General features: G+C 71.8%; 11 protein-coding genes. 5 read left to right on the top strand and 6 right to left on the bottom strand.

Annotation, left to right across the window (positions count from 1 at the left end; translation table 11 throughout):
* The first annotated feature begins 132 nt into the window (after window positions 1-132).
* From HCA58_RS14040 to HCA58_RS14025, 4 genes are all read left to right on the top strand, one after another.
* Entirely contained in the window at window positions 133-921 is a 789-nt protein-coding gene (locus HCA58_RS14040) for a hypothetical protein (protein ID WP_169598273.1), read from the top strand.
* 105 nt (window positions 922-1,026) lie between these two features.
* Window positions 1,027-1,191, top strand: coding sequence for a hypothetical protein (locus HCA58_RS14035; RefSeq protein WP_169598272.1), 165 nt, complete (start codon window positions 1,027-1,029; stop codon window positions 1,189-1,191).
* Window positions 1,192-1,289: 98 nt separating this feature from the next.
* A complete protein-coding gene (locus HCA58_RS14030; protein WP_169598271.1) occupies window positions 1,290-1,946 on the top strand; it encodes a response regulator transcription factor in 657 nt (218 codons plus the stop codon).
* A gap of 31 nt (window positions 1,947-1,977) precedes the next feature.
* Window positions 1,978-2,505 (top strand): response regulator transcription factor, encoded by a 528-nt coding sequence (locus HCA58_RS14025; RefSeq protein ID WP_169598270.1) that lies wholly within the window; start codon window positions 1,978-1,980, stop codon window positions 2,503-2,505.
* Here the strand turns inward: HCA58_RS14025 and HCA58_RS14020 are convergent.
* The 3 genes from HCA58_RS14020 to HCA58_RS14010 form a co-directional block, all read right to left on the bottom strand.
* Window positions 2,451-2,942, bottom strand: a complete 492-nt coding sequence (locus tag HCA58_RS14020) for a sigma-70 family RNA polymerase sigma factor (RefSeq protein WP_169598269.1) — start codon at window positions 2,940-2,942, stop codon at window positions 2,451-2,453. The genes HCA58_RS14025 and HCA58_RS14020 overlap by 55 nt on opposite strands.
* Window positions 2,943-3,086: 144 nt before the next feature.
* A complete protein-coding gene (locus HCA58_RS14015) occupies window positions 3,087-5,237 on the bottom strand; it encodes a hypothetical protein (protein ID WP_169598268.1) in 2,151 nt (716 codons plus the stop codon).
* A gap of 127 nt (window positions 5,238-5,364) precedes the next feature.
* Entirely contained in the window at window positions 5,365-6,834 is a 1,470-nt protein-coding gene (locus HCA58_RS14010; RefSeq protein ID WP_169598267.1) for a hypothetical protein, read from the bottom strand.
* A gap of 82 nt (window positions 6,835-6,916) precedes the next feature.
* Between HCA58_RS14010 and HCA58_RS14005 the strand changes: the two genes are divergently transcribed.
* Complete coding sequence (locus HCA58_RS14005) at window positions 6,917-7,747, top strand: hypothetical protein (RefSeq protein ID WP_169598266.1); 831 nt, start codon at window positions 6,917-6,919, stop codon at window positions 7,745-7,747.
* Here the strand turns inward: HCA58_RS14005 and HCA58_RS14000 are convergent.
* From HCA58_RS14000 to HCA58_RS13990, 3 genes are read right to left on the bottom strand one after another with little or no spacing between them, the layout of a single operon-like run.
* Window positions 7,717-8,544, bottom strand: a complete 828-nt coding sequence (locus HCA58_RS14000; protein ID WP_169598265.1) for a discoidin domain-containing protein — start codon at window positions 8,542-8,544, stop codon at window positions 7,717-7,719. The two genes, HCA58_RS14005 and HCA58_RS14000, sit on opposite strands and share 31 nt — an antisense overlap.
* 7 nt (window positions 8,545-8,551) lie before the next feature.
* Entirely contained in the window at window positions 8,552-11,212 is a 2,661-nt protein-coding gene (locus tag HCA58_RS13995) for a LuxR family transcriptional regulator (RefSeq protein WP_169598264.1), read from the bottom strand.
* The gene (locus HCA58_RS13990; protein ID WP_169598263.1) at window positions 11,209-13,635 is read right to left on the bottom strand and encodes a right-handed parallel beta-helix repeat-containing protein; all 2,427 of its coding nucleotides are present in this window, start codon (window positions 13,633-13,635) and stop codon (window positions 11,209-11,211) included. The genes HCA58_RS13995 and HCA58_RS13990 overlap by 4 nt, the downstream gene beginning before the upstream one ends.
* Window position 13,636 lies beyond the last annotated feature (1 nt).

Genomic DNA, 13,636 nt, shown 5'->3' with positions numbered 1-13,636 from the left:
CCACGACGTCCATCACGTTCAGTCGACTCCGTGGAGGAGCACCGGAACCGGACCCACCACGAGGGACGGTCCTGGGCCCGCTTGGGCCTTTCGACCCAGGACCGGCGGCGGTTGACCGTCTACCGTTTGGTCATGCCTGAGGCAGACCTGGACCGACCGGGACGGCGCCGGCTCACGCCATGGCGGCTGGCCGGTGCCACCGTGCTGGCGTCCCTCGGCGTACTCGTCCTGATCGGGACCCTGCGGTACGAGGGCTCCCCCGCCACCAGGACCTCGGTCGCCGACCAGGTCCGTCCGCCCTCGACGACGACGGATGCCTCGGCCTCGCCACTTGAACTGCCTGATCCCACGACCACCTCCGCGATCGGTCCGACCCCCAGCCCCCTGCCCGGCACACCGGGTACCCCACCTCCGCCGAGCAGCGGGCCACTCCGCTCGGCGTCGGCCGGAACGTCCGCCGCACCGGTACGGGAGGTGGTTCAGTCGCCCGGTGCCATCCGGTCCAGCACACCCGGGGTGTCGCAGCCGACCGAACCGTCACAAACGCCCACGACGTTCAGCCCGGTGAGTGTGCAGGCCGAGGACCCGGGTAACTCCATCACCGGTGGAGCGGCGGTCACCAGTTGCGGCACCTGCGACGGCGGGGCCCGGGTACGTTATCTCGGCAGGGTCGTCGTCTATCTCGACGTACCGACCGCCGGCACCCGTACGGTCACCGTCACCTACGAGTCGGACGGCGCACGAGAACTGAAAGTGGCGATCAACAACGCCGCGCCCAGCTCCTTCCAAGTCAGCGGAACCAGTTGGCAACTTCCGCGAACACTACAGTTCACCGCAGCGATACCTGCAGGTCGTGTTGCGGTAACGCTGTACAACGACACGTCGCCGGCACCGGATGTCGACAAGGTGACGATCAGTTGACAAGGTCCGCACGCCAATCGCCGGTTCGATGCCCCGGTGTGTAGATTCGTGCCGTGCCCGCGGTATTGAGTCTGATTCGCCATTTCCGGGCCGGGAAGCCGCACCATGTCCGGTGACCCGGTGTCGGGCAGTTCCAACCCGCGCCGCCTGTTCCTCCTCGCGCGGGTTCCGTCTCCGTGGCGGCACACCGCCTCACGGGCTGTGGTCACCGGTCTGACCGCCACCGTCGTCAAGGCCCCGATGACCACCGACCACGTCACCATCAGCTAGCCCGGCCCCCTGATGCGTCAGTTCGCCGCGAACACCGTCGTCCGCCGTGCGCAACCGGCCGCCGCCCCACGCCCACGACCGCAGTGGACGGCGACCCGATGATCGACATCTTGATCGTCGACGACAATCCCATCGTCCGGGCCGCGCTGCGCGGCTACCTGGCCAGCGCCGACGACATGGCGGTGGTCGGCGAGGCGGGCGACGGACGGACCGCGCTCAGCAGCGCGCAACGTCTCCGCCCGGCCGTGACGTTGCTCGACCACCGTATGCCGATCGCCGACGGGCTCAGCGTCGTCACCCAACTCACCGGGCACACTGCCGTACTGGCGTTGACGAGCGATTCCGGCGAGGAGCTGATCTCCGGGATGCTCCGCGGGGGTGCCCGGGGCTACCTGGTGCACGGCGAGTTCGAGCCGGTAGAGCTACTTCGCGCCGTACGGGCAGTGGCCGCTGGGCAGGCCTGGCTGTCGCCGCGGGGCGCTGCCGTCACCATCTCCGCCCTGCGTGACCAGGCGTTACGGGATCGGGAGACGGCCGGACACGCCGACCGCATCCGTCGGATGCAGGACGAGTTCGGGCTGACGCCCCGGGAAAGGGAAGTTGTCGAGCTGCTCGACGCGGGCCACTCGAACGCCGCCATCGCCCGGCGCCTGCTGCTGACCGAGAAGACGGTCAAGAACCACCTCAACCGCGTTTTCGCCAAACTCGGGGTGAGCAACCGGACCGAGGCGACGATGCGCTGGTCCGGTCGCTGAACGCGCAGGGCCGCCGCACCGTCATGTTGAGGTGATCGGCGTTCTGATCGTACATCCACATCCTTCTGAGCGGGCAGTGATCGGAGCCGCGCTGAGCAACCACAGCCAGATCGAGGTGGTGGGTCTCGCCGGTGACGCCCGTCAGGCGTTGGCGCTCACCCGCCGCCTGAGCCCGACAGTGACACTGTTGGACAACCGGGCAACCAGAGACCTCCACCAGGTAAACGAACTGGCAGATCGATCGTCGCTGATCATGATGACCCGGCGGACCGAGCACCGGGCGCTTGTCGCTCTGCTACTGCGTACCCCGGTGCGGGGTCTGCTCGTCCACGGCCACTTCGAGCCCTCCGATCTGGCCTCGGCGGTGACCGCAGTCGCGTCCGGTCTGGGCTGGCTGTCTCCCGTCGCCGCTGCGGTAGCCGCTTCGGCGCTGCGCGACGCCAAGGATGACCGTGCGTCCTGCGGGCCGGCAGACGACGCCACGGCGCCCGACTCCGGTGACGGTCACGCGTCCGGGGACTCGCCGTCCAGGATGCCGCGTGCGGCCCGCAACCCGTAGAAACAACGGGACCGTACGGTGCCTTCTGGGGTGCCCATCCGCGCGGCCACCTCCGCCACGGTCGCCTCGCCGTAGTAGAGGTCCACCAGAACCGTACGGTGCTCTGTGCTCAGGTTCCGCAGCGCCCCGTCGAGCGCGTATCGATCGACCAATCGTTCATAGGGGTCCTCGGGCGAGGGTACCCAGTCGAGGTCGAGGCCGTAGACCTCAGCGGGACGGGCAAGGCGTGCCCGAGCCGTGTCGACCACCAGGTTGCGAGCCACGGTGAACAACCAACGGCGGACCGCTACCGGATCGTCGGGCAGTTCGTCGAGCCGACGCCAGGCCCGCAGCATGGTCTCCTGAAGCAGATCTTCGGCAAGCTCGTACTGCCCCCGGGTCAACCGGAGCAGGAAGAAGAGAAGCGGCTGGGTGTTCGCTCGGGCGATCACCGACATCCGGCGCTCCACAGCTACGTCCGTATCGGTCCGCTCGGCCACACAAGCAGTCATCGCCGCCGTTCTCCCGTTCAGGCTGTCAGCGTCTTCCTTTCGCGACGGACGCTAACGACGCCCACTGCCGGGAGGCGTGAGCCGGAAGACTCAGCAGGACCCAGAGTGGGGCCCAGACACCCCTGCCGGATCCGACGCGTCGGGGCGCCGATCGCGGGGTGTCTCGCCGGTCGGGCCGCCCGGTCGGGCCGACTCGCCGTTCACCGGCCGCCAGCCGAACCGCCCGGCGGTGAGGACCCGCACCACCTCGACGTCGTCGAACTCGTCGCGTGGTAGCACCAGTTCGATGTCCGCGGCGAGCATGTCGGGCAGGGCAGATCGGATTGTTGTGAGTTCACCGATCTGCTCCGCGGTCGCCCCGATGTCGATGGCCCGCCGCCACGGCACCGACAGGCGGATCAGCCGGTACCCGGCCCGCAACCGTGGCCGTTTACGGGACAGCACAAGCGCCCCGCCCATGCCACTGTCCCCGGCACCGCTGGCCAGCAGTTTTCCTACTGCACCCGATCCGGCACCGACCGTCGGGCCGGTGCCGTCCTCCGGCAGCAACGCCCAGGCCAACGCCTCGGTCTCCCAGGGCCACCGGGGCAGGTCCCCGGGAAGCCCGTCGATGCCGTGCTCGGCCCCCGCACACCGAAGCCGCAGAGCCCGCCCGACCGGAAGCGGATCGGTCTGGACGAGTCGTCCCGATGCCGCCACCGCGTGTCCGGCTGACAGACTGGTCCGGTCCAGCAGCCCGCCGGGCAGCAGGTACACCCCCGACCGGCCCGACAACAGCGCCTGCACCACCGGTGGCTCCTGAACGTTTATCGAGGACAGGTCCACCGCACCGCCTGGTGCGACCTGTACCCGCAGCAGATGCTGGTCGTTGCCGAGTTCCTCGGGTGTCGGCGGGGCCAGGGTGCCGAGGAGGAACAGGTGCGGCGTGGGCACACCGTCGTCCACGGCCCGGCTCGGCGGGCAGTCACACCTGACGTACAGGTCGACCGGTTCGGCGTTCACGTTCGGCCGGTCGGTGATCCAGTAGATGCCGTGTACCGGGCCGCGCCGCGCCGTCACCAGTTCTGGTGGCGGCGCGGACGGTAGGTCCGGCCAGGTTGCCGCCACGATCGCCGGTGCGGGCTGGGGCGGTGGTTCGTCCGCCCTGCGCCGCTCCTCGGGCCGCAGGACACCGGCTGCCGGTGGTGGCCGGTGTCCGGGCCGTTGCGCACCCGTTGCCGGCGGACGCCGGTCTACCGGTCTCCGCATTTCCGTGGCCGGCGGTTGCCGGTTCTCGACGAGCAATCCGTCGTGGCTACGCCAGACACTCGCTGGTCCCTGGGCGTCCAGCCGCATCCAGTGGACCGGTCGGCCCGCCCGGTCCACTGCGCGGGGAGCACCGTCGGCTGTCGCCAGACGGGCCTCCGGTGGCAGCATCCAGACACCGGCGCGCAGACGTCGCACCAGAGGGCTGCCGTAGCGGCGCAGCCCTTCGGCTACGGGCTCCGGATAGCTCGCGAGCAGTACCAGGTCCTCCCCTCGCCAGCCGGCGTCCCGCAACGCCCGTTCCAACGTCCTCGGCCCCAGTGCGTGCGGGGCGGTACCCGCATGCTGCGCCGCCCACCGGCCGTCGTCGAGCAGGGTCAGGTCGACACGGAACAGCCCCCGTTGCTCACGCAGCCGGGTGTAGTACGCCGCCATCGCGCGCAGCCGCTCGGCCGGCACGCTCACCAGCGGTACCCCCGGGTATGTGGTGACACCCGCCGCCCCCACCGGAGACAGCCGGCCGTCCTGGTCGGAGCGGAAACGGGTCGGACCGGCCTCCGGTGGCAGGTACACCTGCCAGGTCGCGGGTTCACCGGCCGGACCGACGGCGCCGAGATCCCCGCAGCTCGACAGGACCACGGCTCCCGCACCCGGCTCCGGCGCCCAGACGGCCACCCCGGTACTAGCGGCGAGCGCGACCAGGTTCTGGCGTAGCGTTTCCCGCTCGCGGGCATCGTCGGGCCATCGGAGCCACATGCGGGCCTCCCCGCCGTACAGCGGAGTGCCGGCGAGGGCCGCGGCGAGTTGCCGTCCTCCCATCGGCTCGGCGGCACCGACGGAGTCTCCGACGACGAAACCGCCGCCTCGGACCGACACCGCGATCGTGGTCAGCTCCGGGTTGCCCGGTGCCAGCCCACCACCTGGCCCGCCCGGTGCCGACCGGTCACCTGCGCCCAGGACGACGAGACCCGGTACCGACCGAGTGGTGGTCACCATTCGTGGCCGCGGTGACCTGACCTCGGCGGGACCCGTTCCGGCCAGCGGCTCCATCGGTTCGGCTGCCCGGCGGTGGCGCCCCCCGGGCGGTCCGCCCGGTGTGGGCGCTCTCGTCGGTGGCGACGGTTCAGTGGTCATGACGCTTGTCCCGGTTGCTGCTCTCCGGTAGTCGGACCGACCAGCGGGACGCCGGAGCCGTGCCCAGGACCACCGGCACCAGTCCGCCGGAGACACGCAGCTGACGGGCGACGTACCCGTCACCTCCGGTGAGCCGGTCACAGATCACGATGCCGGGCGCCGGCGTCGGCTCGACGTCGGACAGCCGTGGCGTGTGTCTGCAACCCGCCGGTACGGCCGGTCCGAGGACGTCACCGACGACGGTGACGTCGCCGCCGGCTGCGAGGACCTGCCGGACCAGTCGCAACGCGTACCGCCGGCAGTCCGGGTCTGCCCCCCGGACGGTCAGCACGTCCGGGCAGCGGGTCAGGTCGGCGAAGAGGCGGCGGTTGTCGCGCTCACCGAGTACGACCAGCACGGTGCCTACCGGCGGTGCCTGTCCGGCAGCACGCCACCAGAAGGGTGGTGCTGGAGAGGCACCTCGGTCCCCGGTCAGCGAAACCTCGACGGCGAGGGCTCCCGCTCGCAGGTCCACCGCGATTTCGTGGACGGCTTCGGTACCGGCCGGTTCGGGACGCGGGACCTCGTCGGGTGTCTCACCCTTCGGTATCGCTTCGGTGGGATGTCGTGCCGACACCGGAACCAGCGGCGACAGCCCGGGCACCCCTTCCTGCGGCTGGGGCTGGGGCTGGGGCTGGGGCTGGGGCTGGGGCTGCGGCTGCGGCTGCGGCTGCGGCTGCGGCTGCGGCTGCGGCTGCGGCTGCGGCTGCGGCTGCGGCTGCGGCTGCGGCTGCGGCTGCGGCTGCGGCTGCGGCTGGAGATTGTCCGGCTTCGGACCGGGAACGCGCCGCGGTGGTGGCTCGACGTCCACCGGAGCCGGCCGGATCGACCTGGGTGGCGGCGCGACGGCCAGCGGCTGCACCGTCGCCAGGGCGAGCGTCCGATCCCGCGCACTGCCCGATCCAGGAACCTGCCCGTCAGCCGGTGCGGTTCGCGGATCCGGCGCTACGGACCGCCCCGGTGTGAAGGACAACGGCGGCGCCACGGACCGCTCGGCGACGTCGGAGCGCTCAGGGACGTCGGCCGGCCAAACCTCCGCCGCCTGTTCGTACCGGTCACGACGTGACCGGCCACCGCGCAACACCAGGGCCGCCGCGACGAACAGCAGGACCGCCACGCAGATGCCGGCCACCTCGACAAGCGCGGCATCCAGCCGGGCCAGCCCCACCGGTTCCGTCTGGGCCGTGGCCGCCACGACCGGTCGCGCGGAACCGACCGGAGCCGATGCGGCTACGGCCGGAACGACTCCGCCGCCCACGACAAGCAGTCCGAGCCCCACCGCGAGAGCCACTCCCCGCCACCAGGCCGTCCCGTTGCCCTGGCGAATCTCCTGCATACCCGTAACGACGAAGGATCCCGCTGCCGCGTTCAGCGAGATCGTCCGGCTCGTCCACCGGACCCCGAAGTCATGCGACGTCATGGAGGTCCTGAACAGGTCAGCCACCCGATCCGTCGTGGGACCGATGGGACGGCTGCACCCGCACGACCGGAGGTAACCAGTGGTGAAGCTCGACGACCGTCCTGCCCAGGACGGGCCGGAACCACCGAACCACTGGTCCGGGCTGCCCTGGCTGCCGGACCGGCCACATCTCAACCCGCGCCCACTCCGACTGCACCTCCGCAGCACCTGGTCACCCGCTCAGGTCGCGGTGGAAGGGCTGCCCAGCGCCGCCCTCTGTCTGGTCGGCTGGCTGGACGCACAGCAAGCAGGCCAGTCCAGCTCCGGCGACCACCTCATCCAGATCCAGGCCGAGCCGGGTACCGCGGTCCATCTGGCCAGTCTGGACGGCAAACTCCCTCCGCAGCTTCAGCACCTGTCCGGGGCGCCCGGCGCATACCTGCTGCCCGCCGGCTGGCTGGACCGGGTACGTCTGATCGGCGCTCACCCGTCGGACGGCTCCGGAGAGGCCAGCCGGACCAGCCTGCCCGTCGTACCGCTGATGCTCCGGTGCGGCGGCGCACGACACGGCACCGACGGCCTACCGGACGACGTGGTGCGGTGGCCCCGCAGAACGTCGGCCGCGTACGCGGTGGTGGCTGGTCCGCCGGAGGGCGACTTCCTACCGATCCTCGCCCGTCGCCCGGGAGTACGGTCGGGGCACCGACTCATCCGGTTCCGGGTCGAGCCCGGGTACGCGATCGATGTGACGGCCACCGCGGCCCGGCTCGCGACGCTGACGTCGGTCCGCTCCCGCATCACCGACCTGCGTGCCAGCGGGGTGGGGTTGATGCTGCCCCGCCGGGCGTTCGGGCGGGTACCCATCACCCGGGTCTTCGAAGCCTCCGGGCGTTCCTGGCGCCGCTACCGGACCTCGAACTCGATGAGCGAGTAGCCGTAGTGACCGGACCGGCGCAGACCGGACACCCGCACGTAGCGGGCGACGGATGAGCCCGCGTCGATCCGTACCGGCCCCTCGGTACCGACACTCGTGGTGTGGATCGTGGACCACGATCGGCCGTCACGGGAGGTCAGCACCGAGTAGCGGGTGGCGTGGGCCCGCTCCCAGACGAGCCGGACCTCGGTCAGCCGCCACTCGTCACCGAGATCGACCGCGATCCACTGCGGGTCGGCGAAGGCGCTCGACCACCGGGTCAGCGGGTCACCGTCGACGGCGTGCTCGGGTGACCAGGCCGGTCCCTCCACCGTCGAGGCGACAACCGGTCGGCCCAGAGCAAGGTTGCGGCGGGTCGGATTCGCCCGCCCGGTCGGTGTTCCCGCCGGCTTCACCGTCGGCGTCGCGGTCGTCGGCCGCGACGCGGCGGACGACGGTGCCGCGCTGGCCGTCGTGGCGCTGATGCTCGGTGTGGGTACCGGACTCGCCGTCGTCTCCACGACGAACGGCTCCGCCGCGACGGGATCCGCTTCCCGCGCGGTGGCATCCCGCGCCGGACCGGCCGGGCGTTCCCGGTCGCCGCCGACCAGGTACGCACCACCGCCGACGGCGATCAGGACGGCCGCGGCGACCGCCGCGCGTAGCGGCACACTGAGGGTACGGCGGTCCCGCCGGGGATCCGGTTCCACGGGCGCCGGCTGTCCGCCCGGCGTGAACGCGGCCAGCCACTCGGTGGTGCGCTCCTGGGTCGGCTGCCCGCCGGCAGTGCGATCGTCGGACGGTCCGGGCACGGTCATCGCTCTCTCATTCTGGTTGGTAGTCGCCGGTGATGACGGCGGTGGCCAGTTCGACCCGGGACCGGCATCCGGTCCGGGCGAACAGTCGGCTGAGCCGCCCCTCGACGCTCTTCTCGCTGGTCCGCAGTACTGTGGCGAGCTCCCGGTTGGAGGCGCCCTCGGCGACGAGCGTGGCCAGCAGGCGTTCGTTCTCGACGACCGTCTCGGCGCGCCCGGGTACCGGCACGTCGTGCGCCCGCATGAGCTTGCGGATCCAGCACCGGTGGAGCCCGGCGTCGAGGCCCCGGTACAGCTCGTACGCCTCCCCGAGCAGCGGGGCGGGGTCGTCACCCACAACGGCCGCCCGTTGCGCCACGCCGGCCAGCAGGAACGGCTGGCCCAGCTCACGGGCGATACTCACCGCTTCCTGCGCCGCCGTACCGGACCGGTCGGCGGCAACGCGGGCGAGGAGATGGTGCACGGTGACGTACGCCGAGCCGGTCGCCGTGGCGAGCCGGCCGGTCTCGTCGACACCCTGCCGTGCGGCGTCACCGTCTCCGCGAGCCACCGCCAGCTCGGTGTGCAGCAGCCACAGCTCCGCCACGCCCGGCACCGCACCCGACTGGGTCGCACCGGTCAGCCCTGCCGACACCAGCCGAGCCGCCGCCACGTCGGCACCGAAGGCCCGTTCGATCTCTGCTTCGGCCAGATCGAGCAGGTACGGCAGGGCGGGCTGTCCGATGCGCGCCCCGGCCAGCAGTGCTCGCGCCCGGGCAGGCCGACCCCGGCCGAGATAACTGACCGCCGCAGCGTGGCACAGGGCGCTGTGCCCGGGTTGGAAACCGCCCACACTGTTGTCGGCCAGGCTGAGCCCGGCCAGGTCGAGCGCCTCGTCCCACCGGCCGCGTGGCCAGGCCAGCAGCGCCTGGTCGAGCTGAGGCAGCCGGGACCGGTCGAGTGCCTGTTCGGTGAGCACCCGCTCGGCGGCGTCCGGGTCGCCCACCATCGCCGACGCACGGACCAGTGTGGCGACCAGCAGCGGCAGTTGCGGGTGCCGCCCAGGGTCCGGCGGATCCGCAGGAAGGGGCCGGCCCCGTAACGTCGCCACGGCCGACCGGAGGGTCACCGCCGCAGGCTCGTCCCGGTCCAGGGTGAGGTCGACCAGCAGCCGTTCCGCCTCGGCCAGGCGGCCCAGCATGCACAGAGCCGCGGCACGGGCCACCGCCACTGGTCCGGCCGGGCCGGGCAGATCGTACTGGCCGTCCGCGATGCGTCGCACGGCCTCGACGTCCCCGGTCCCCCGCAGGCTCGTCAGGTAGCCGAGCAGAAGCTCGGGCCACCTGTCCGACGGCAGGTCCCCGGCGTAGCGGTCGAGCAGCAGCAGGGCGTCCCGGCCCGCGGCGGGGAAATCGCCGCGCAGACAGTGGACCGAGGTTCGCGCGAGCACCGCCGACGCGCGTTCTGTCGGTGTCGCGGCCAGTTCGACGGCGGCGGTGAGCCAGGTGGCGGCTGCCAGCCCGTCGGCCGCCGGAGCCGTGGTTCCGGCTCGTAGCAGGTCACGGACCACCCGGTCGCCACCTGCCAGGCGGCCTGCCTCCGCCAACCGGTCGGCGAGGTAAGCCGGGTCAGCGCAGTGGGCGACACCCGACCAGAGCGCATCGACGGCTACGCGAGCAAGGCTCCGCCGTTCGAACGCACCCAGCTGGGATCGGAGAGCGGGCCCCAGTAGCGGCACCACGAACCGCCACGTCAGCTGCCCGTCCCGACGGCGCAGTCGGAGCACCCGAGCCTCGACGAGATCCGCCAGTCCGCTTGCCACCTCCTCCCGGGTCAGGTCGAGCGCCGTAGCGGTCAGCGCCGGCACGGCACCGTCCAAGGGGTGGAGCACCGCCACCGCCTTGGCCACCGCCCAGGCAGGGGTCGGCAGCGCCCGGATCGGGGCGAGGAGTGCGTGCACCGCAGGCTGGTCGAATGTCGGCTCGGCACCGGTGAGGCGGGCCCGGTGGTCGACCACCCGCACGGAGCCTGAGCGCCGGTGGGCGTCCAGGGCGACATGTAGCGCTGCCGGTACGCCTCGGCTGGTCCGGCGCAGGTGGCGGCGCAGCGACGGATGCGGCGGCACGCCGAGGAGGTCGGCTACCACGCCGTCCAGTTCCCTGGTCGGCAAGGGGCGCAGCGTGACCACCCGGGCGAGGCCGTCGGCGCGGAGTCGATCGAGCAGTACCCGGCCGGTCACGGCCGGCCCGGCGGGAGTACGCACCGCGCAGACCAGCCGCACCGCCGGGTCGGGGCGCATCCGTACCGCCCGTTCCAGCACTGTGAGCGAAGCGTCGTCGATCCACTGCGCGTCGTCGACGAGGACGACGAGGCCGGGTTGTGCCGCCAATCCGTCCGCCAACATCACCGCCTGCCGCTCCACCGCCGCACTGCCGTCGCCGCCCGGGGACTCAGCCGTCGGCGAACGGTGGTGCCGCTCCACCGTGGGTAGGAGGCTCAGCTCCCCGACCAGCCGGCTCACCAGGTGGAATGGCAGCTGATTCTCCGGTGGTGCGAGGCGCACACTGACGGTGGGGGCACCACGTTCGCCGGCCCGGTCACGTAGACGCGACAGGGCTGTCGTACGCCCGATGCCGGCCGGCCCGGTGAGCACCGTGACCAGGGTCGGCGGGCTGTCCACCGGCAGGGTCACCGGCCGCCGCTCCGCACCGGGGTGAACACCAGATCCTCGACGGTGAGGCGGGTCAGCTCGGCGGTGCTCACATCGCCGGCGGAGCCCAGCCGGGACGCCTGCCGGTCGGCCATCCGCTCGAAGACCTTGCGGGCTTCCCGGCCGTTGCCGAAGGTGCCGTCCTTCGGAATTTCGTCGAAGTACGCGAGCAGTGCCGCCGCTGCCGCCTCGTCCAGCCGGTAGTCGTGCCGCTCACACTGGTTCTCGACGATGGTGACCAGTTCGGCCGGGGTGTAGTTGGCGAACTCGATGGTGCGACTGAACCGGGACTCCAGGCCCGGGTTGGCGGCCAGGAAGCGTTCCATGTCAGCGGAGTAGCCGGCGGCGATGACGACCACGTCGTCGCGGTGGTCCTCCATCAGCTTCACGAGCGTGTCGATGGCCTCCCGCCCGAAGTCCGGGCCGGTGCCACCACGGCTGTTGCTCAACGTGTACGCCTCGTCGATGAAGAGCACCCCACCCAGCGCCGAGTTGAACGCCTCGGTGGTCTTGATCGCGGTGCCACCGATGATCTGGGCGACCAGGTCGGCACGGGCTACCTCGACGAGATGCCCCTTCCGCAGTACGCCCAGTTCGGCCAGGATCGCACCGTACAAACGGGCGATGGTGGTCTTACCGGTGCCCGGCGCGCCAGCGAAGACGAGGTGCCGGGCCATCGGCGGTGCGGACAGGCCAGCCTCCTTACGACGCTGGGCCATCTTGTTGAGGTTCACCAACGAGGTGACCTCCTCCTTCACCCCGTGCAGCCCGACCAGCCCCTGCAACTCACGCAGCGGGTCCGAGCCCCGGGCGACCGCGGTCCGCTGTCCCTGCGGCCCGGCGACGGCCACCGGCTCCGGGGCGACGGAGGCGACCGAACCGTACGCGTCGGGCAGCCCGTTGCGGGCGCTGGTCAGCCCCGCCACCTGGACCGCCGTGCTCGGTACCGTCTGCCGCACACCCGCTCCCTGGTTGTCGCGTACCACGCACCCGGTGATCCTCACCGCCCCGGTGGTGTGCAGTTCGACCCCGTCGCCGCCGTTCGCGGAGAACTCCGAGTCGGTGACGGTGCCGGTGGACTCGGCGTCGAACCGGCAGCCGGCTGCCTCGGCGTCGTGCACGCGGGAACCGGCCAGGGATACCTCCGCACCGGCTGCGGCGTGGACCCCCTCGGCTCCGGCGTGCGCGATGTCGCAGTCGGTGAAGGAGGCCGTTGCCCCGCTGACCTGAACGCCGGCTGCCGCGCTACCGCGCAGACTGAGCCCGCTCAGCGACGGCCGGGCACCGCCGGTGACCACGACACCCACCCCACCGGAACGCTCGACCGTGACGTTTTCGAACCGCCCCCGCGCGCCGTCGAGGGCCTCAATCGAGGCGCCGTCGCAGCCCAGCACCTGAAGGCGGTGGAAGAATGGGTCGGCACCCCCGTCGAGTCGGACACCGGTACCGGTGCAGTCGCTGACCGTCAGGTCGGTGAACTCCGGGGTGCTTCGATCGCCGATGCTCACCCCGGTGCCGGCGACCCCGGTGACGGAGCAGGATTCCAGCTTGCCGCCGGCACGGCCGGCGAACCGGAAACCGGAGCGCCGTGCGCCGGTCACCGTGGTGCGCCGCAGGATCGGGGCGCACCGCTCGCCGGTGAACACCCCGTCCGCGCCGCTCCCGTCGACAGTGCAGTCCGTCAGGTCGACGCTTCCGGTGGTGGCGAGGTAGATGCCGACACCGTTGGTGTCCCGCACGGTGAGCCGGCGTACGGTAGCCTGCGACTTCTGCTCAGCGGCGAGCGCCGGCTTGCCCGCCTTGCTGATTTCGGTGTCGTCGATGGTGATCTGGCCGTGTCCGTTCAGGCAGATGCCGTTGCCACGGGCGTGCCGTACCACGCAGGCACGTACCCGCAGCACCCCGTGCTCGGCCACCACCACTGCGGAGGTGCCCAGTTCCTGGAGCTGGCAGTCGTCGAGCACGCTGCCGGCCGCCGAGGTGACCACGACACCCGCGCCGGCCGTGTTGGACACCCGGCTGGCCCGCATCGTCAACGCCCCCTGGTTGCGGACCACCACTGTCGCCCACGCGGCGGCCTTCAGCTCACACTCGGTGACGCTGAGCTGGCCGCCGGTCAGGGCCAACGCGGGGCTCTCCGAGTCGGCCGCAACGATCGCCAGTCCGGCGACCGCCGCTGATTCGGCGGCCAGGAAGAGAGGTACGCCAGCCGGTGGGGTCACCGTGACGGTACCCGGTCCATCTTCGGCGGTGATGGTGACGACCTTGGTCAACACCAGGTTCTCGGCGTAGTTGCCGGCCCGTACCGCGATCACCGCGCCGTCCGGGGCTGCGGCGATCGCCTCGGTCAGGGTCCGGAATCTGCTGCCGGCCGACTGGGCGACGGTGATCCTGCTCTGGTTCACG

The sequence above is a fragment of the Micromonospora sp. HNM0581 genome, from assembly GCF_012726175.1.
Lineage (GTDB): Bacteria > Actinomycetota > Actinomycetes > Mycobacteriales > Micromonosporaceae > Micromonospora.
The sequence above is the reverse complement of the archived record's forward strand: the minus strand, read 5'-3'. Positions and strand labels throughout refer to the sequence as shown.

Coding starts and splice junctions, on each gene's coding strand:
- HCA58_RS14010 (WP_169598267.1), bottom strand. CDS start 6,834: ATGACGTCGCATGACTTCGGGGTCCGGTGGACGAGCCGGACGATCTCG.
- HCA58_RS14030 (WP_169598271.1), top strand. CDS start 1,290: ATGATCGACATCTTGATCGTCGACGACAATCCCATCGTCCGGGCCGCG.
- HCA58_RS14015 (WP_169598268.1), bottom strand. CDS start 5,237: ATGGTGACCACCACTCGGTCGGTACCGGGTCTCGTCGTCCTGGGCGCA.
- HCA58_RS14020 (WP_169598269.1), bottom strand. CDS start 2,942: ATGTCGGTGATCGCCCGAGCGAACACCCAGCCGCTTCTCTTCTTCCTG.
- HCA58_RS14035 (WP_169598272.1), top strand. CDS start 1,027: ATGTCCGGTGACCCGGTGTCGGGCAGTTCCAACCCGCGCCGCCTGTTC.
- HCA58_RS14040 (WP_169598273.1), top strand. CDS start 133: ATGCCTGAGGCAGACCTGGACCGACCGGGACGGCGCCGGCTCACGCCA.
- HCA58_RS14000 (WP_169598265.1), bottom strand. CDS start 8,544: ATGACCGTGCCCGGACCGTCCGACGATCGCACTGCCGGCGGGCAGCCG.